Here is a 19,255-nt window from a genome sequence, read left to right on the forward strand (position 1 = left end):
TTCATATCATGAACCGTTCGGATCCTCCTCCCTCCCTGCCGGCCAAAGAAATCCTGCAGATCTTCGACGCCACACCTGCACCATACCTCGTCATGTCTCCGGATTTCACCATTGTTGCTGCGAACGATGCCTACTTGCATGCGACCCTCACCCGGCGAGAGGAGATCGTCGGTCGCCATATGTTCGACGTTTTCCCCGACAACCCGCAGGACCCGGAGGCGCAAGGCGTCGCTGCACTGACGGCATCGCTGCAACGCGTCCTGGCAACACGGGCGCCCGACACAATGCCGGTCCAGAAGTACGATATCCAGAAACCGGCTGAACGGGGAGGCGGTTTCGAGGAGCGCTACTGGAGCCCGGTCAACTCTCCGGTGTTTGATGACGAAGGCGAGGTGGCGTACATCATTCATCGGGTCGAAGACGTGACGGATTTCGTCCGCATGAAGCAGCAGCTTGCGGAAGGCGTTCAGGACGCGGTAGCGCTGAGCAAGCGAATCCAGGAACTGGAAACGGAGATGTTCCAGCGTTCGCGTGAACGGCTGGAAACGAACAAACGACTGCGCGAGGCAAACGAAGCGCTGGCTACGCTGGATCGTGCCAAGACAACGTTCTTCGGCAACGTCAATCATGAGTTGCGCACCCCACTGACGCTTATGCTCGGCCCCTTGCAGGACTTGATGCACTCCTCCGGAAAACTAAACGAGCAGGAGCGCCAGGACCTTTCGCTCGCGTACCGCAATGCCCAGCGCCTGCATAAGCTGGTCAACGCTGTGCTCGAATTCACGCGCATCGAGGCTGGCCGGCTCGATGCGGCGTACGAACCGACAGATGTGGCAAGCTTCACCAGCGAGCTAGCCGGCGTCTTTCGTAGTGCCATCGAGCGGGCCGGGCTGCTGTTGATCATCAAGTGCCCTCCGTTGTCTGAGATGGTTTTTATCGACCGTGAGATGTGGGAGAAGATTGTTCTCAACCTGCTCTCGAACGCCTTCAAGTTCACCCTGCGGGGAGAGATCGAAGTGTCATTGCGGCCGACGGACGAAGGCGCGCAGCTGGTGGTGCGTGATACCGGAACCGGCATCCCTGAACATGAACTGCCGCGGCTGTTCGAGCGCTTCCACCGTATCGAGGGGACACACGGTCGCACTGCCGAAGGAGCTGGAATCGGCCTGGCGCTCGTGCATGAGCTGGTTCGGCTGCACGCCGGAACAGTTCGCGTCGCAAGCAGACAAGGTGAGGGGACAATCTTCACGGTTACCGTACCTTTCGGGCGGGAGCATTTGCCGCCCGACAGGGTATGGGATGGGGTATCTCCGTCGGCACATCCCAGCAACGCGGGCTTATACGCCGAGGAAGCACTCAGCTGGCTCCCGGAGGAGGCGCGCGGTGAGAACGTTGCCCGTTCCCCGCAGCCCCGGCCAAGAATTCTCCTCGCAGAAGACAACACCGACATGCGCGGCTACATCACGCGGCTGCTCGGCAAGGAGTACGACGTGGAGGCGGTAGCTGACGGCAACGCGGCACTGGCTGCGGTACGCGCCGCGCCTCCAGATCTGGTCCTCACGGACGTATTCATGCTCGGCCTGAACGGTGTTGAGCTGGTGCGCGAAATCCGCAAGGATCCACGGCTAACCGCGCTACCGATCATCATTCTCTCCGCAAGCGCCACGGAAGAAGCGAGGATCGAAGGCATCCAGGCGGGCGCCGACGATTATCTGGTCAAGCCGTTCAGCGGCCGCGAGCTGTTGGCGAGAATTGCGGGGCAGCTCGCGCAATTTGAGTACGTCCGTCGCGAGCAGGCATTGCGCACCCATGCGGAGGCGGTGCAAGCCCAGCTCGAGATGGTCCTGGAAAGTGTCAACGATGCGTTCGTCGCAGCCGATTGGAATTGGCGAATCACCTACGTGAACAGCAAGGCGGCAAGTGTGGTGGGCAGAATCAGGGAAGCACTGATTGGAGAGGATGTACGAACCGCCTATTTCGTGGATCCGAACGGGGCAGTATCCGAGGCTCTCCAACGCGCAATGAGCGGGCGGACCTCTGAATGCGTGGAAGCGCGCGATACGGTCGGAGGGCGATGGTGGGACATTCGCGTGTTTCCGTCCTCCGACGGATTGGTCGTGTTCTCCGCCGACATCACGGAGCGGCGGAACGCTGAGATGAAGCTTCGCGAGCAAGCTGACGAGCTGCGGAAGACCGCAGAGGCCCTGCGCGCAAGCGAAACTAGGCTCGCACTAGCTTTGCGTGCTGGCCGTTCAGTAGTTTGGGAAGTCGACGTTAAGACGATGACAATAGTTCGTCCTGATGACGAACTCTTCACGATGGTTGGCTACTTCCCGCGCGAACTTCCCACAGTAGCCAATTGGCTTTCAATCATTCATGAAGAAGATCGCCCCGGCGCGCATGAACTGATCGATGACGTGCTTGAGGGCAAGCGTGACAGTTACTGGGTGGAGCTGCGGTTCGTCGACAAGAATGGTTCCTGGCGATGGATCCTGTGCCAGGCGGTCGGTGCCGATCGCGATGCGCGAGGCAGACCCCGGCGGCTGGTTGGAACACATACCGACATCAATGATCGCAAGCTCGCCGAGCACCAAGTCCGGGAAGCCGCACTGCACGATCCGCTAACCGGCCTTCCCAATCGGGCGCTTATTTTCGAGTACACAGAACACCTGCTTGCCGGTGCTCGGCGCCGCCACAGCTGCGGCGCCGTCTTGTTCGTTGACCTCGACCGGTTCAAGCAGATCAACGACCTCTATGGACACAAAGTCGGCGACGGGGTGCTCCAGGAGGTTGCCAAGCGCCTCGTCGGCTGCACGCGGCGGGAAGATCTGGTTGGGCGACTTGGTGGTGATGAATTTTTGATCGTGCTGCCGCATATTGACACAGAGCGTCATCGGGCAGCGGCAGTAGCACGCCACGTGATTGACACTGTCAGCAAGCCATTCCTTATCGATAACCTGGAGCTATCCCTTTCTCCATCGGTCGGCGTCAGCTATTGTCCGGAGCACGGCACCGACGTCAGCGAACTGATTCATGCCGCGGATCTGGCGATGTATCAGGCTAAGCAGGCTGGCAGGGCTAACTTCCAGTTCTTCACGCCCGATCTTTACCATCGTGCGGACGCAGCGTATTCAATTGAAGCCAGGCTCAAAAGTGCGCTCAAGAACAATGGGTTTATCCTGCACTACCAGCCAGTGATGGACATCACGCAAAACCGGTTGGTCGGAGCGGAAGCGCTCGTTCGACTGGCCGACCACGCCGGGGAGCAAGTCGGACCCGACACTTTCATCCCGATAGCCGAAGCGGCAGGTTTGATCGGTCAACTGGGTGAGTGGGTGGCGGCCGAAGCTTGCCGCCAGTATGAGGCTTGGCGCAAGAATGGGCTGCTGGTTCCGATTGCAATCAATGTTTCAGCCCTGCAGTTCAGGCAGCGTGATTTTGCAGAGCGCTTAGGCGCTATCATTTCCGCTGCGGGTGTTGACTCCTGCTCACTCCAGGTGGAAGTGACCGAGAGCACGGTGATGGAAAGCGTCGACGAAGCGGTGGAGATTCTTCACAAGCTAAAGTCAATCGGCGTGAAGACCGTCATTGACGACTTTGGGACCGGCTATTCGAGTCTGAACACGCTGAGCAGCTTGCCCTTCGACAAGCTCAAGGTCGACCAATCGTTCGTACAACGCATCGAAAGCGACCACGCCAGCAGGGCCGTGACGGACGCAATCCTGGCTTTAGGCCGCAGCCTCAACCTGGAAGTCGTTGGCGAGGGGATCGAGTCTGAAAACGCTCTGCGCTACCTTCGAGATCATGGCTGTGATCAAGCCCAAGGATTCTGGTTCAGCAAGCCTTTGCCAGCGACGGAATTTGCACAGTGGTGCCGGGAGAGGCAGGTGCGTTGACGGCGCTTTGGCCGACTACTATCCGTGAGTGGCGCCGCCGGGTGGTTGCTCCACTGTGTTATCTGCCGTTAAATCACGGAGGTGAATGACGGCAACGGGTCGGATGTTCTCCTTCACCCCACCTCTTTGATCGTCTGAAAGGCAGCCGATAGCAGCCGGCTCCTTAAGAGTGCCGAGAAAGCAATAACGGCCAGAAGTAGCTATTGCCGCAGCCGACCAATTCAATGCAGAGTAAGTGAATTTTCAACAGTGAGGCTGGCGAACAATTTCTTATTGGGCAATGAACTTAGGAGGTGTCGGCCAGTCTACCGTACCCGTAGGCCACACCGGAACACTGATGATGGATAAGAAAGCCATCGCCTCCCTGGACTTTCAGAAAATCTTCGAATCTACGCCATCTCCGTGCCTGATCCTTGGACCTGACCTAAGAATTATTGCAGCGAACAAGGCGTACCGCCAAGCCACGCATACCGAAGGTGTGCCGATTTTTGCCCGCCACATTTTCGAAGTTTTCCCCGAAAATCCCTCCGATCCAAAGTCCAACAGCGTCGCTCGCTTGCGTGCCTCGCTGGAACGTGTGTTGACGAAAAAAAAACCGGATACGATGCCGCTGCAGAAGTACGACATTCCCACTCCTGGCGGCGAGTTCGAAGAACGCCACTGGAGCCCGGTTAATGTCCCCGTCCTTGATGAGGACGGGGTAATCAGCTGCATCATCCACCGCGTCGAAGACGTCACGGATCTCGTCAAAAATCCACCGCAAGGCGCCGGCGATATGCGCGCTGAAGCGCTCGCGGTAGAGCTGTTTCGCCGTGGCCGGGAGATCGAGGCGATGAATACGCGGTTGCGGGAGGCTAATGATGCCCTTGCGAGACTAGACAAATCGAAAACGGATTTTTTTAATGACGTCAGTCACGAGTTTCGAACTCCCCTGACCCTGTTGCTGTGGTCGCTGGAACAGATGCAGCGCTCCGGCGAACAAAGCGAGCCGGCCCGGCAAAAGGCGCTTGCGACCGCGACACGTAACGCGAAAAGGATGCTGCATCTGGTCAACACGTTGCTCGACTTCGCCAGAGCAGATTCCGGCCGCATCAGGGCCAAATACCAACCAACAAACTTGGTTTCTTTTACGAATGACTTGGCCAGCCAGTTCCGTACGGCAGTGGAACAGGCGGGCTTGCGTTTTTCCATTGAATCACAGCCACTGCAGGAACCGGTATACATTGATCGGGAGATGTGGGAAAAAATTGTCCTCAACCTGCTTTCCAACGCTTTCAAGTTCACAAAACAGGGGGAAATTCAGGTCCAGCTCAAGGAGCGCAACGGCCGTGCGGAATTGACGGTGCGAGACACTGGCAGCGGGATTTCGCCCGAAGATCTGCCGATGGTTTTCGACCGCTTTTTCCGCGCCAAGGGAGCCGCAGCACGCGGTGAAGACGGCACCGGCATTGGGTTGGCGCTGGTCAAGGAACTGGTCCACTTACATGGCGGCGACGTGCACGTTGAGAGCACTGTTGGCAAGGGCAGTACCTTTACGGTGGAGATTCCCCTCGGGTGTACACATTTGCCGGCCAGCTCAGTATTGGAAGATGCGTCGGCCAACGATTCATGGCAAGCCAATAGCTATGTCGAAGAGATCAAGCACTGGATTGATGAGACTGACACCGAAACGCACAATGAACCCAGCGTTCCTGGTGCGACCAAGGAACGAGCAAGTGTGCTGGTCGTCGATGACAATGTAGATTTGGGCAATTACATCGCACGTCTACTAGGTGAGCGCTTTGAGACCCAGACAGAAACGGTGGGTGCGCGTGCGTTGGAGAGCGTGTATCAGAAACCGCCGGACGTGCTTGTCACTGATCTATTGATGTCCGGACTTGGCGGCCTCGATCTGGTACGTGCGATTCGAACCGATCCAATGGTCTCGGCTCTGCCAATCATCATCGTGTCCGGCAAGGCTGACGATGAGCAACGAAGCATTGCGTTGGAAGCCGGTGCCGATGACTTTCTTGTGAAGCCATTCAGCGCACGGGAACTGCTGGCGCGCGTCACCATCCTGGTGGAACAGGCCGCGCGCAACCGGCATGAACGGACGTTAAGGGCGGAGGCGGAAGCGGCGCGCACACGGATGCGGATGGTACTGGAAAGTGTCAGCGAAGCCTTTATTGCAGTTGATCGACAATGGCGAATTACCTATGTGAACGGTAAAGCGGCGCATTTGCTCGAATCGGCAGTGGAAGACTTGATTCAAAAACCGCTAGGAGAGTTTTTCCCCGACAGTATGCAGGGTGATCTGCGGATCGCTTTGCAACATGCAATGGGACAGCGCCGTACCGCGCAACTGGAGTACGTTCGAAATGAACGCTGGTGGAATATAGGGATTTTTCCATCGCCAGAGGGGCTTGTCATGTTGGCGAGCGAAATCACAGAGCGCAAGGAGGCGGAAGAACGCATGCGCCATATGGCGCACCACGACCCATTAACCGGGCTGCATAATCGCGCATCGCTGTTTGAATTTGGTGGACTTCTGCTGGCCGCGACGCGCCGCTCCGGGAAGATGCTGGCTACGCTGTTCATTGATCTTGACCGTTTCAAGTCGATCAACGACACGTACGGCCATGATATGGGCGATCAGCTATTGCAGCAGTTGGGGCAGCGCCTTCGACACGCGTTGCGAGGGGAAGATTTGATGGCGCGTCTTGGCGGAGATGAATTTCTGGCCGTGCTGCCAAACCTGAACAGCGCAACTGACGCCGCTCACATTGCGACGAATTTGCTGGAGCAGCTTCGACAGCCTTACTGGATCGGAGATACGGAACTGTACTGCTCCCCCAGTATTGGTATCAGCTTGTTTCCGCAAGATGGCCAATCTCTCGACGTGTTGATTCAGAACGCGGATGTGGCGATGTACCAGGCAAAGGATAGCGGTCGCAATAATTACCACTTTTACACGATGTCGCCGAGCGACCGCACCCCGGTAGCGCTTTCGATAGAACAGCGTTTGCGCAGGGGCGTTCAAGGACAAGGGTTTCAGGTGTTTTATCAGCCAATTCTTGACGCCTCCACGGGAAGTTTAAGTGGAGCTGAAGCATTGCTGCGATGGCCACAGCCCCCCGATGTCCAGGCAATCGGCCCTGATCTCTTCATTCCCATAGCGGAATCTGTCGGGGTCATCCAGCCCTTGGGGCAATGGGTGTTCGAAGAGGTTTGTCGCCAGCTCCACGAATGGCGAGAAAATGGCGTGCCACCACTTTCGGTAGCGGTCAACGTCTCAGCGATTCAATTCCGGCATCGAGACTTTCTGCCCGCACTCATTCATATATTGCGCGACACATGCGTTGACCCGGAATGCATCACGCTGGAGGTCACCGAGAGCGCATTAATGACGAATATCGACGAATCCGTAAAAGCGCTCTCGACCTTGAGGGACGCCGGGGTTTCTGTCGCATTGGACGATTTCGGGACCGGTTATTCCAGCCTGAGTCAACTGGCCCGCTTGCCGCTCGATAAACTCAAGATTGACCGCGCCTTTGTAAAAAGCATTAAACACGGCGGGCCAGGCCCAGCCATTGTCGAAGCAATCATTGCCCTCGGGCGTACCCTGAACCTAAAAGTTGTCGCCGAAGGCGTTGAGACCAAGAGCGATTTGAAATTCTTGCGTGAGCGGAATTGTCATCAGGTGCAAGGCTTCCTAATTGGGCGGCCGATGCCTGGAGTTAACTTTATTGACTGGTGGAACAAAAGGGCAGCCTCGAAGCCATAATCCACGCATTTCTGTTGCACCGGTTCGGACATTAGGCGCAACGGAGGCTAGATCGCACGGAGGACCACATGCAACCAAACAGGTATACCAACGAGGAAGTCTGGCGCCATTACGTAGTCACAAAATCGATCCCCGACGACGTGCTGCGCAAGCCGATTGAGCGAGCGTGGCGACGTTGCGACCAGGTCGGTGCGAGCCCGTTTGTCATGCAGGCGCGCGAGCTGCGAACCTATCAAGCGCGTGCGCTGTTTGCGCGGGAAAACAATCTGATTGAAGCTGCTCGCCCGTACATGCAAGCGCTGTCGAAATCGGCGGGAGACGAGCGACATGCGGCAATGCTGGGCGACCGCAACGCCATTGTGATTGACGTGCTGGGCGATGAAGAAAGCGTGCATGGCCCACAGCGCGTTCCGGGGCCCGGTGCTCTGCTCGCGGAGCAGCAAGCAGGGTCAAACGGCATTGGCAGCCCGCTCGCCGAAGGTGGTTATATTGAACTGGTCGGTCCGGAGCATTTCATTGAAGGATTCCATCTCTTCACATGCCAAGGCTTGCCGTTAAAGGGGCCTGATGGCGAGACTGCCGGCGTCTTAAGCACTTCCGTGCGCCGTGTCGAAGCGTCGCACCGCATCCGGGAAATCCTGTTTTGTGCTGCACGCGGTATCGAAGCAGAGCTGATTCGTCGCCAACTGTCGTCGGAATTGCAAGACTTGATGGCTGGCGCCCCGGACGCTTCCCTATTGGATCGATTGCAGCAGGATATTGTTCAGATCCAAGGCGCGGCACGTTTGCGGCTCGAAAAGGCAATCCGTCTGGCACGCGCCACGCGCCAGTCCGAAGTGTCGCAGCAAATCGAAGCGGCCAACGAACTGATCATGCGGTTCCAGAATCAATCCCGGTTGTGGCGCGAGATCGCCTCGCCTAGTGCCGAAGCACCGAATTTTCATGATCTTGGGCGCCACGTCAAAGAAATGTCGACGTTGCTGGCGACGGAGGCAGCCGTGCACGGACTTGATATTGAAGTCCGTTGTGCTACTCCTGTGCAGATCTATGCAGATCGGTTCGATTTACAGCGTACCTTGTTCCGGGCGTTCTTACGTGCGTTCGAATCAGCGACACCAAAAACCACTTTGCCAGTCGACGTCGTGGTCGACGACGGCTTGGCGATGGGCATCGTACGCTTCCCGACTCTTCCGGATGTGGTCGTTACCGTAAGTCAGCATCCAGCTGCGCTTCTCGTGAAAGGCGTAGGCAACTTCGAAGTGGGAGCGAAAAATGAACATCCAGGCTGATAAGGCTGAAGAGCTGCAGGAAACGACGGTCCTTGTTGCGGACGATGATGATGAGTTTCGTCAAGCACTGGCGGAGATTATTGCCCTTGAGGGGTGGCATGTATGGGAGGCATCCGATGGCGAGGAAGCACTGGTTTGCGCAAGCAAAGTGAAGCCGGATGTCGTGGTTCTTGATCACCGCATGCCACGTCTGACCGGTGCGGAGGTTATACGGCGGCTGCGTGATAGCGGCAATCGCGTGCCGGTAGTACTCGTTTCGGCAGCCTATGAAATAAGAGACCTGGCTTTATCGGTCGGGGTAAATTGCCATCTCCGCAAACCGTTCGGGGTCGATGACCTCATCATTCTGATGAAGAAGGCGCTACAGGGAAAGTGCTAGAGAGCTACCCCGCATCGCTATCGGGATTGCACTATTCATCACCTCTGGGTCGTCGTCTGACAATGTTCTCAACCCCTCGGCAAAAATCGGTGCGACTAAGCTGGGCGCTAATCGCGCGCCTTAAATGAAGGCAGTGGCCGCTATGGGTCGATTTCCGCCGGTCAACTGAAAGTCATCTACGACTGCTTTCTGGCGCGTTGCCGGCCATTCGCTTCTGTCCCCCTACGGAATCTGCTAATGACTTGCTTCGGTTGGAGACGTAGCCGGAGCGGTGAAGACTTTACTGGAAATACTGCATACCTTTCCCGGAATACGCAGACGGCACTTCCCAATCCTTTGATGCGCCCTTGCAGGCGTTGGCCGAAAATCACTCCAAGATCGCATTGACGCCATTATGCGTCATTCACCAGCGTCAGCAGCAATCAAGGCATTGAATAACTTGGTCCATAGTAGGATCGTGTCATCGTCAAAAGCGGCAATGCCTTTCGAAATGGCATATTGTTTGACACGCTTGGCCAATTCAACCTTCCACCCCTCGATCAATATCACACCGTGTTTTTTCGCCCAAGACTCGACCTGATTGACCAGCGGTTGCTTGGGTTGGAACACATCAGAAAACGGTTCTTCTGGCCTGCGCTCCCAGCGATCGACCACTTGGGCAATGAAAGCTCCCGGAAAAAGGTCTTCCACTTCGGCACCATCGAATTCGAGAACCGAATCCAAGGTAATCAGCTTATTTGCATGGGTTGCGTAAAGACTACTACGTAGCTCTTTCGCCATGCGTTTGCCGCTCTCGTCCCCGTCAAGCAACATGACCGGTAGTTTCTCATCACGCCCCGTCAGTATGCTGGCGACCACGCGGGCCGTTTTTGTCCCACCTGAAGGCGGGAACACTAATTCGCGTTTCGGCGCAATCTTTTCAGCCCCGATCAACAACGTTTTAATTGTCGACAGGTACAGTTGGTCAGACGTACCTTCAACAATGATTGGCTGGCAGCCTAGCAGTAAGCTTTCCGCAACGCTCAGATTTAACGCTGAGTGTACGGCATAGGCCGCGCCGGCTTGGCTTGCTTGCCCTTCGCCGTGGCGAAGATTTGCCGTGATCTTTGTTGTGCCGTTCTCTGAAACATAGACTTTTCTCGCACGCTCCAAGCGGTCGGCATCTACCAGAAATGGAGAATGTGTCGTGTACACCAGCTGGTTCGTTCGGGCTAACCCTTCGAAGAAAGCAGACAAATCCCGCTGCGCAAGCGGATGCAAAGAGAGCCCCGGCTCGTCCAACAGCAAAACTGCACTCTGATGCTCACCACCTTCACTTTCAACCAGAAATACCAGATAGAAGCTCAAAAACCATTGCAATCCGGTGCTGCGGCTTTCCAACTCGACTTCTTCCGGTCGGCGGTCGTCGGAAACCCAAATCCGGAAGTGATTGCCATCTGCTTCAAAGCGGAACCGGTAGTCGCCTTGCTTCCACCACTCCTTGAATTTTGTTGTCAGCGTTGCGCTAGCCGATTGCAACAAGATCGAGCGTTGGCGCTTTTTATCGGCAATGGCTTCGATTTCCGCTTGTGTCGGTTCGCGGCCAGGATTGCCTGGATCTTTAAAATCACGGCCAAGCTCAAGGACTTCCTTTGGTTGCAGGCCAACGAACTTGAAGAGCACTCGCAGCGTTCTTGCTTTAGCTGCCTCTTTCTCGCCAAGGTCAGTCCGCTCTAGGTTCTGGACTATGTGCGGCAAATATATTTCGGAGTCGAGATTGCCGTAATTGGAGTAGTAGACAAACTTCGGCAATGCGTCCAACACGGCCTTTTCGACGCCTTCGGCTTTCTCAAGCGGTGGCGCAACAAGTTTGGCATGCTGATTCGCCAGCCACTCAAGCACCAGCTCGACCCGAGGAACAATCGTGCTGGTCTTGGCTGGGGGGGTTGGTACGAGCGCCGAAATTTCTTCACGGAACCTATGAATCTGGTCGGCATTGACCCGATATCCTGTTGATATGCTGAGCTGAAATGCGTTGAACTTGTCCAGCAAATCAGCCTTCAGCTTCTCTTCGGCTTTGAGCGTGACCAGCGCGTTTATCTCTTCGGTTGCATGCGCCAGCACTTCCTTGACAACAGTTGGATCAAGATCCCTTTCCTGAACATGATTTGGAAACGAGATCTGGTGTTTGCCATCGAAGTAGCGATCGACGGTGACAACTGACAGTGCAGCCAAGTCGGCTTTAGTCAGTTCTGCTAGCTTGCCCGCCAATTCCTCGGTATCAAACTGGGCACGAATAAACCGGTAATTCCCCGGGTTCGAACGGATCTCGGCAAATTTCTTCTTTGGATAATCCGACGTCGGCTCCAGCTTGCCTTCTCTTGCGGGGTTGAGCTTCCAGAGCGGCAGTAGGAGGTTGGTCTTACCGGACTCGTTTACCCCAACCAATGCAGTGGCAGAATCAGCGTCAATCCACCCGCTGTTCTCCACTGAACGAAAATCGGTAACGAGATATTTAAGCAGGCGCATCGGAATATCCTTTGGCGATCGACTCTGAAGTCAGTTAGACGCGATATTTGGTCTAACTGCTAGAAATCAATAGCCATCTGGAAATTTTTCTCCAATGCCGTTTGTACCTGCTTGGCAATGAATGCAAGCACGTCAATTGATAGCGACGCGCTTGCGTTTTCAAGAAATTATTATTTTTGAGTTTCCAAAATTTCAAGAATTTATTATCTTTTTCAAGAATTTGTTAGCTCGAAACAGTCGATGCCTATTACCAGCTCGTTTCACGTTCCGCAGTAGCGGAGATCTTGTGAATCGATAAATCCGCACCATCGAACTCCTGCTCGGGATCGAGCCGGATGCCAACAAGCTTCTTCAGAGTGCCGTAGATGATGAACGCTCCGGCGAATGCGATGGAGGCTCCCATGACGGTTCCTACGAGTTGCGACATGAACGACACGCCTCCGACGCCAGCCAGCGCCTTCTGACCAAAGATACCCGCTGCGATGCCACCCCACACGCCGCACAGGCCATGCAGCGGCCAGACGCCGAGCACATCATCGATCTTCCACTTGTTTTGCGTCAGCATAAACATCCGCACGAAAATGGCGCCGGCAATACCGCCGGTGACAAGGGCGCCGAGCGGGTGCATCAGGTCCGAGCCGGCACACACCGCGACGAGTCCGGCGAGAGGGCCATTGTAGGCGAAGCCCGGGTCGTTCTTGCCGAGGAAGACGGCGACCAGCGTTCCACCGACCATGGCCATCAGAGAATTGAGCGCCACGAGGCCGTTCATCTTGTCCAGCGTCTGCGCACTCATCACGTTGAAACCGAACCAGCCGACGGTAAGGATCCAGGCACCAAGCGCGAGGAACGGAATGTTTGAAGGCGGATGCGCAGCAATTGCGCCGTCCTTGGAATAACGGCCACGGCGCGCCCCGAGCAGCAGCACCGCCGGCAACGCGGCCCAACCGCCGAATGCATGGACGACCACGGATCCCGCGAAATCATGGAATTCCTCGGAAAACGCGGCCTTCAGCCACGCCTGGACGCCCAGCTTGTGGTTCCAGGCGATGCCCTCGAAGAATGGATAGGCCACCCCTACCAGCAACGCCGTCGCGGCCAATTGCGGATAAAACTTCGCGCGCTCGGCAATGCCGCCGGAAATGATGGCGGGAATCGCCGCGGCGAACGTCAACAGGAAAAAGAACTTGACCAGCTCAAAACCGTTCTTTTCCGACAGGGTATTGGCGTCCATGAAAAAGTCGATGCCATAGGCAATCATATATCCGATAAAAAAATAGGCGATCGTGGACACCGCAAAATCGACTAAGATTTTGACCAAGGCGTTCACCTGATTTTTCTTGCGCACGGTACCGAGTTCCAGGAATGCAAACCCGGCGTGCATTGCAAGAATCATGATGGCACCGAGCAATATGAATAATGCGTCGGCTCCGGTTTTGTGCGAGTCCATGCAGAAAAGCTCCCAATAAGTGTGCAGAATGATGACGATGGACAACTACAAAGCAAAAACCGTTCCATTCCGGTGCGTAAGCATAAGAGACTGAATTAGAAGGATAAATTTCAGAGCAATGCATAATCTGCCATTTTCTGCACTGAGACTGTGCGGCGAAGCGATCCAGTTTGGGGAGGACTGATGATTCCCTGGTTGGACGCGCGCACTCCTTTCCCCGATGTTTCCTGTTCTCTGACCGAAGCCGACGGCGCGTCGGGGCTGCTTGCAGCGGGCGGCGACCTTTCACCGCGGCGCCTGCTGGAGGCGTATCGCCACGGTATCTTCCCCTGGTTTTCGGAAGGCCAGCCTATCCTCTGGTGGAGCACGGATCCGAGGATGGTCCTGTCAACAGAACGATTTGTCGTGTCGCATAGTCTGAAAAAGACGCTGAAGAAAGTCGACAGGAGCATGCAAACGGATCGCCGCTGGGAAGTGCGCTTCGACACCGCGTTTGAGAAGGTGATGCGGGCGTGCGCCGGGCCTCGCAAAGATAGTACAGGCACATGGATCTCGCCCGACATCATCCGCGGCTACACCGGCCTGCACCGTCAAGGCTACGCGCACTCATCGGAAGTGTGGCTGGATGGCGAACTGGTCGGTGGCGCCTATGGCGTCTGCATAGGAAAGATGTTTTATGGCGAGTCCATGTTTGCGCGAGCCTCAGATGCCTCCAAGGTTGCTCTCGCCTACCTGGTGAACTTCCTTCGAGCAAACGGGGTTGCCCTGATCGACTGCCAGCAGGAGACGTCCCACCTCGCATCGCTGGGAGCCTCACCGATTCCGAGAGCGGAATTCATTGCGCACCTTCGCCACGCCATCAACCAGGAGCCGATAGAAAAGTGGCAACCGATTGCCCTGTTCTGAATGCTGGGAGAAAATTTTCTTATGGTGTCTTCGGTAGACGGTGTAAATTATGATTATCGCAGTCAGGCTACCTGCATATGACGCACCTTAAAGACTTGCCGTTTGCCACCTTGCAGTTTTACGCAACGGCGCCGTATCCCTGCAGTTACCTCGATGGCCGTCAGGCGCGCTCGCAAGTGGCCACGCCATCTCACCTCATCAACGCCGACGTCTATTCCGAACTGGTCAAGAACGGCTTCCGACGTAGCGGCATTTTTACCTATCGCCCCTACTGCGACGGATGTCAGGCCTGCGTGCCCGTGCGCGTGAAGGTCAAGGAGTTTTCTACGAGCCGTAGCCAGCGTCGCGCGTGGATACGCCATCATGAGTTGAATACCTGGGTTACCAACCTCGCCTACGTGCCGGAGCACTACGAGTTGTATCTTCGCTACCAATCCGCACGCCATGCGGGTGGCGGCATGGATCAGGACAGCCGCGACCAGTACGCGCAGTTCCTGCTCCAGAGCAAGGTCAACACACGCCTGGTCGAATTCCGCGAAAACGACGGCACGTTACGTATGGTCAGTATCATCGACATCCTCAACGACGGACTATCCTCCGTCTATACCTTTTACGATCCGGACGTAGAGGGTGCATCCTACGGCACCTACAACATTCTCTGGCAGATCGAGCAGGCCCGACAACTCGACATGTCTTACGTCTATCTCGGCTACTGGATTCAGGACAGCCAGAAAATGGCCTACAAGGTGAATTTCAAGCCACTGGAGGCACTACGGCGCGGCCGGTGGGATGAGTGGCGTCCTGACAAACCGCCAAGCCAACGCCCGTAACACCCATAGGCTTGGCATGCTGCAAGAGTAAAATAGCGCCTCCGACGGAGGTGCATGCGCGCCCCGCGCTATGACCAACTCTTGATTGTCATGTCCAACAAGCTCCTCTACGCCCTTGCTCGCCCCCTGCTGTTCTCGCTCGACCCCGAAACTGCACACAACCTGACCCTGCCGGCATTGAAGCGTGCCGCTGCCCTCGGCCTGACCGGACTGATCGCGCGTCCGCAGCCCGATCCGCGAAACGTCATGGGTATCACCTTCCCCAATCCGGTCGGCCTTGCCGCCGGACTGGACAAGGATGGTGGTTACATCGACGGCATTGCGGCGCTCGGTTTCGGCTTCATCGAGGTCGGCACGGTCACACCGCGCGCGCAACCTGGGAATCCGCAGCCGCGCATTTTCCGCCTGCCAAAGGCAAATGCGGTAATCAACCGGATGGGCTTCAATAACGGCGGGGTCGACGCATTTGTCGCCAATGTTCAGGCATCGAAGTTCTACCAGGACAAGGAAGGGGTGCTCGGGCTGAACATTGGCAAGAACGCGGATACGCCGATCGAACGCGCCGCCGACGATTACCTGCATTGCCTCGAGAAAGTTTATCCGTACGCGAGCTACGTTACCGTCAACATCTCATCTCCCAATACCAAGAACCTGCGCCAACTGCAGGGTGGCTCGGAGCTGGATGGACTGCTGTTGCAGCTGAAGGATGCACAGCACCGCCTTGCAGACCGGCACAAGCGCTATGTGCCGATCGCACTCAAGATCGCCCCGGACATCGACGGCGAGCAGATCAAGACGATTGCCGCGGCCTTGCTCCGCCACAATATGGATGCAGTCATCGCCACCAACACGACAATCACCCGCGATGCAGTCAAAGGCCAGCCGCATGCCGAAGAAAGCGGCGGGTTGTCCGGCGCGCCGGTATTCGACATGTCGAACAAGGTGATTCGCGGCCTGAAGGCGGAACTGGGCGATGTCATTCCGATCATCGGCGTAGGCGGCATCCTTTCCGGAAATGATGCGCGGGCCAAAATCGAAGCAGGAGCTTCTCTGGTGCAGTTGTATACCGGTCTGATCTATCGTGGCCCTGCGCTTGTCAAGGAGTGCGCGCAGGCCCTGCGAGCATCGCACTGAGGATGGCCATCCCGTGATTCCTGCAGATTCCCGCAGAAGTCCGGGACAAAAGGATCCGCCAATGAAAAAGCCCGAATCCATTTTCACGGATTCGGGCATTGCTTTTGAGTAGCCTTGCTTATTCCACTTCGAGCGTCTCTTCCGGCGCCGGCGGCGGAGCGGCATCGCCTTCGGCGAAGTCGAGCTTGATCTGCTCGTTCTCATCCAGATCGACGGTCACGCGTCCGCCGGAAACGAGGCGACCGAACAGCAGTTCGTCTGCCAATGCCTTGCGGATCATGTCCTGGATCAGGCGAGCCATCGGGCGTGCGCCCATGAGCGGATCGAACCCCTTCTTCGCGAGGAACTTGCGCAGATTCTCGGTGAAGATCGCCTCCACCTTCTTCTCGTGCAGTTGCTCCTCGAGCTGCATCAGGAACTTGTCGACCACGCGCAGGATGATTTCCTCGTCCAGCGCCTTGAAGCTAATGGTCGCATCCAGGCGGTTGCGGAACTCCGGCGTGAACATACGCTTGATGTCCGCCATCTCGTCGCCGGCTTCCTTCTTGTCCGTGAAGCCGATCGAACGCTTCTGCAAGCTTTCTGCCCCTGCATTCGTGGTCATGATGATGATCACGTTGCGGAAGTCTGCCTTGCGGCCATTGTTGTCAGTCAGCGTGCCATGGTCCATCACCTGCAGCAGGATGTTGAAGATATCCGGATGCGCTTTCTCGATTTCGTCAAGCAGCAGCACCGCGTGCGGCTTCTTGGTGATCGCCTCGGTCAGCAACCCGCCCTGGTCGAAACCGACATAGCCCGGCGGCGCGCCGATCAGTCGGCTCACTGCATGACGCTCCATGTACTCGGACATGTCGAAGCGGATCAGCTCGATGCCGAGAATGAACGCCAGTTGTTTCGCCACCTCGGTCTTGCCAACGCCCGTCGGTCCGGAGAACAGGAAGGATCCGATCGGCTTGTCCAGCTTGCCAAGGCCGGCGCGCGCCATCTTGATGGCGGAGCCCAGCGCCTCGATTGCCGGATCCTGGCCGAACACGACGTTTTTCAGGTCGCGGTCGATCGTCTGCAGTTTCGTACGGTCATCCTGGTTGACACTCTGCGGAGGAATGCGGGCAATCTTCGAGATGATGTCCTCGATTTCCGACTTTCCAATCGTTTTCTTCTGCTTCGATTTCGGCAGGATGCGTTGTGCCGCACCCGCTTCGTCAATCACGTCGATCGCCTTGTCGGGCAGATGGCGGTCGTTGATGAAGCGTGCCGCGAGTTCCGCTGCCGAAGTCAAGGCGGATGCCGAGTATTTCACGCCATGGTGCTCTTCGAAGCGCGATTTCAACCCGCGCAGGATCTGTACCGTCTGCTCGACAGTCGGCTCGTTCACGTCGATCTTCTGGAAGCGGCGTGACAATGCGTGGTCCTTCTCGAAGACACCGCGGAATTCCGTATAGGTCGTCGCACCGATGCACTTGAGCTGGCCGCTTGACAGCGCGGGCTTAAGCAGGTTTGATGCGTCCAGAGTACCGCCGGATGCCGAACCCGCGCCGATGATGGTGTGGATTTCATCGATGAACAGGATGCCGTGCGGATTGTCGCGCAATTGCTTGAGCACAGCCTTCAGACGCTGCTCGAAGTCGCCGCGATATTTGGTCCCCGCCAGCAGGGCGCCCATGTCGAGCGAATACACGACCGCATTCTGCAGCACTTCGGGCACATCACCCTGGGTAACGCGCCATGCCAGTCCTTCCGCAATCGCGGTCTTGCCGACGCCAGCCTCGCCAACCAGAAGCGGATTGTTCTTGCGGCGACGGCACAGGGTCTGGATCACCCGCTCGACCTCGGCTTCGCGGCCGATCAGCGGATCGATCTTGCCTTCAGCGGCCAGCTTGTTCAGGTTTTGGGTGAACTGGTCAAGCGGACTTTCCTTCTGTTGGCCCTCAGCCTGCGCTTCTTCACTGCTTTCCGGAGACTTCTGGGCGTCGAGCTGCTGATCCTTGCGCACACCATGCGAAATGAAATTCACCACATCGAGGCGGGTCACCCCTTGCTGATGCAGGTAATACACGGCGTGTGAATCTTTTTCACCGAAGATCGCTACCAGCACATTTGCGCCGGTCACTTCCTTCTTTCCGTTGGACGCGGACTGAACGTGCATGATCGCACGCTGGATCACCCGCTGGAATCCGAGGGTCGGCTGAGTGTCGACCTCGCTCGTTCCGGGAACCGTCGGAGTGTTGTCGCTGATGAAATTGGTCAGCGTCTTGCGCAAATCTTCAATATTGACGGCGCACGCGCGCAATACCTCTGCGGCCGACGGATTGTCGAGCAGCGCGAGTAACAGATGCTCGACTGTGATGAACTCATGGCGTGCCTGGCGAGCCTCGACAAAAGCCATGTGCAAACTAACTTCAAGTTCCTGCGCAATCATGCTTCCTCCATCACGCATTGCAGGGGGTGCCCTGCCTTTCGAGCGTGGGTTAAAACCAATTCCACTTTAGTGGATGCTATGTCTTTAGGATAGACGCCACACATACCTTTTCCATCACGATGAACCTTAAGCATGATCTGCGTCGCGGTTTCACGGTCTTTATTAAAGTACTCCTGAATAATCGCAACGACAAATTCCATCGGCGTATAGTCGTCGTTTAAGAGCAGGACCTGATACATCGGCGGTGGCTTGAGCTTCTGCTCTTGCCTAGCAAGTACCGTACCGTTTTCATGCTGGGTTGCCATACATCTATTCTAATGGGTTCAACGATGCCGAAATCGCAAAAGTAAGGGTGTGTTCCAACTAGATATTGATATTACGCTTTTTCGGCTTGATTCGCAGATGATGCTTCACATCGTGAATTCAAGAAGAACGAGGTGGATTTTCCTTGTAATTTGTCAAAAGTGGCCTGCAAACCGCCTTGACTTTTATAATTTTTGCAGGAACAATGGTAATTATTGACAATGACAGCATTATGGTATTGTCAATAGAAGTGAGCAGGTTTTAGGAGGGGGCGGCAGCGTGACGCGAGGCTTCTTGCTTATACGGCTCGTGTGATTAGCTATTAATGAAAGACGCTTTTATGGCAACAGGTACCGTCAAGTGGTTCAACGATTCCAA

The 19,255-nt window shown here is 56.2% G+C and carries 11 protein-coding genes; 7 read left to right on the forward strand and 4 right to left on the reverse strand.

Annotated features, from left to right (window positions below; all coding sequences use genetic code 11):
- Window positions 1-8: 8 nt before the first annotated feature.
- The 4 genes from VJ698_RS11415 (at window position 9) to VJ698_RS11430 (ending at window position 9,327) form a co-directional block, all read left to right on the forward strand.
- Window positions 9-3,896 (forward strand): EAL domain-containing protein, encoded by a 3,888-nt coding sequence (locus VJ698_RS11415; protein WP_324102873.1) that lies wholly within the window; start codon window positions 9-11, stop codon window positions 3,894-3,896.
- A gap of 337 nt (window positions 3,897-4,233) precedes the next feature.
- A complete protein-coding gene (locus tag VJ698_RS11420; RefSeq protein WP_324102874.1) occupies window positions 4,234-7,659 on the forward strand; it encodes an EAL domain-containing protein in 3,426 nt (1,141 codons plus the stop codon).
- Window positions 7,660-7,727: 68 nt separating this feature from the next.
- Complete coding sequence (locus VJ698_RS11425; RefSeq protein ID WP_324102875.1) at window positions 7,728-8,948, forward strand: hypothetical protein; 1,221 nt, start codon at window positions 7,728-7,730, stop codon at window positions 8,946-8,948.
- Window positions 8,932-9,327, forward strand: coding sequence for a response regulator (locus VJ698_RS11430; protein ID WP_324102876.1), 396 nt, complete (start codon window positions 8,932-8,934; stop codon window positions 9,325-9,327). Before VJ698_RS11425 ends, VJ698_RS11430 begins: the two co-directional genes overlap by 17 nt.
- Before the next feature lie 399 nt (window positions 9,328-9,726).
- Here the strand turns inward: VJ698_RS11430 and VJ698_RS11435 are convergent, their stop codons facing one another.
- Window positions 9,727-11,835, reverse strand: coding sequence for an AAA family ATPase (locus VJ698_RS11435; RefSeq protein WP_324102877.1), 2,109 nt, complete (start codon window positions 11,833-11,835; stop codon window positions 9,727-9,729).
- Between the two features lie 247 nt (window positions 11,836-12,082).
- Window positions 12,083-13,285 (reverse strand): ammonium transporter, encoded by a 1,203-nt coding sequence (locus tag VJ698_RS11440; RefSeq protein ID WP_324102892.1) that lies wholly within the window; start codon window positions 13,283-13,285, stop codon window positions 12,083-12,085.
- A 183-nt stretch (window positions 13,286-13,468) separates the two neighbouring features.
- On the opposite strand from VJ698_RS11440, the gene aat reads away from it, so the two are divergent.
- The 3 genes from aat (at window position 13,469) to VJ698_RS11455 (ending at window position 16,155) form a co-directional block, all read left to right on the forward strand.
- A complete protein-coding gene (gene aat / locus VJ698_RS11445) occupies window positions 13,469-14,191 on the forward strand; it encodes a leucyl/phenylalanyl-tRNA--protein transferase (protein WP_324102878.1) in 723 nt (240 codons plus the stop codon).
- A 77-nt stretch (window positions 14,192-14,268) separates the two neighbouring features.
- Entirely contained in the window at window positions 14,269-15,021 is a 753-nt protein-coding gene (locus tag VJ698_RS11450) for an arginyltransferase (RefSeq protein ID WP_324102879.1), read from the forward strand.
- Between the two features lie 90 nt (window positions 15,022-15,111).
- Complete coding sequence (locus VJ698_RS11455; RefSeq protein ID WP_324102880.1) at window positions 15,112-16,155, forward strand: quinone-dependent dihydroorotate dehydrogenase; 1,044 nt, start codon at window positions 15,112-15,114, stop codon at window positions 16,153-16,155.
- A 118-nt stretch (window positions 16,156-16,273) separates the two neighbouring features.
- On the opposite strand, the gene clpA is transcribed toward VJ698_RS11455, so the two are convergent.
- The gene (gene clpA / locus VJ698_RS11460) at window positions 16,274-18,574 is read right to left on the reverse strand and encodes an ATP-dependent Clp protease ATP-binding subunit ClpA (protein ID WP_324102881.1); all 2,301 of its coding nucleotides are present in this window, start codon (window positions 18,572-18,574) and stop codon (window positions 16,274-16,276) included.
- Window positions 18,571-18,879, reverse strand: a complete 309-nt coding sequence (clpS, locus tag VJ698_RS11465) for an ATP-dependent Clp protease adapter ClpS (protein WP_324102882.1) — start codon at window positions 18,877-18,879, stop codon at window positions 18,571-18,573. Before clpS ends, clpA begins: the two co-directional genes overlap by 4 nt.
- Window positions 18,880-19,255 lie beyond the last annotated feature (376 nt).

Origin of the sequence: Noviherbaspirillum sp., assembly GCF_035254685.1 — a bacterium.
In the GTDB taxonomy this organism is placed as follows: Bacteria; Pseudomonadota; Gammaproteobacteria; order Burkholderiales; family Burkholderiaceae_D; genus Noviherbaspirillum.

Excerpts from the sequence above, each read along its gene's own strand:
- VJ698_RS11420 (WP_324102874.1), top strand. The coding sequence starts at position 4,234 with ATGATGGATAAGAAAGCCATCGCCTCCCTGGACTTTCAGAAAATCTTC.
- VJ698_RS11455 (WP_324102880.1), top strand. The coding sequence starts at position 15,112 with ATGTCCAACAAGCTCCTCTACGCCCTTGCTCGCCCCCTGCTGTTCTCG.
- aat (WP_324102878.1), top strand. The coding sequence starts at position 13,469 with ATGATTCCCTGGTTGGACGCGCGCACTCCTTTCCCCGATGTTTCCTGT.
- VJ698_RS11415 (WP_324102873.1), top strand. The coding sequence starts at position 9 with ATGAACCGTTCGGATCCTCCTCCCTCCCTGCCGGCCAAAGAAATCCTG.
- VJ698_RS11440 (WP_324102892.1), bottom strand. The coding sequence starts at position 13,285 with ATGGACTCGCACAAAACCGGAGCCGACGCATTATTCATATTGCTCGGT.
- VJ698_RS11425 (WP_324102875.1), top strand. The coding sequence starts at position 7,728 with ATGCAACCAAACAGGTATACCAACGAGGAAGTCTGGCGCCATTACGTA.
- clpA (WP_324102881.1), bottom strand. The coding sequence starts at position 18,574 with ATGATTGCGCAGGAACTTGAAGTTAGTTTGCACATGGCTTTTGTCGAG.
- VJ698_RS11430 (WP_324102876.1), top strand. The coding sequence starts at position 8,932 with ATGAACATCCAGGCTGATAAGGCTGAAGAGCTGCAGGAAACGACGGTC.
- VJ698_RS11450 (WP_324102879.1), top strand. The coding sequence starts at position 14,269 with ATGACGCACCTTAAAGACTTGCCGTTTGCCACCTTGCAGTTTTACGCA.
- clpS (WP_324102882.1), bottom strand. The coding sequence starts at position 18,879 with ATGGCAACCCAGCATGAAAACGGTACGGTACTTGCTAGGCAAGAGCAG.
- VJ698_RS11435 (WP_324102877.1), bottom strand. The coding sequence starts at position 11,835 with ATGCGCCTGCTTAAATATCTCGTTACCGATTTTCGTTCAGTGGAGAAC.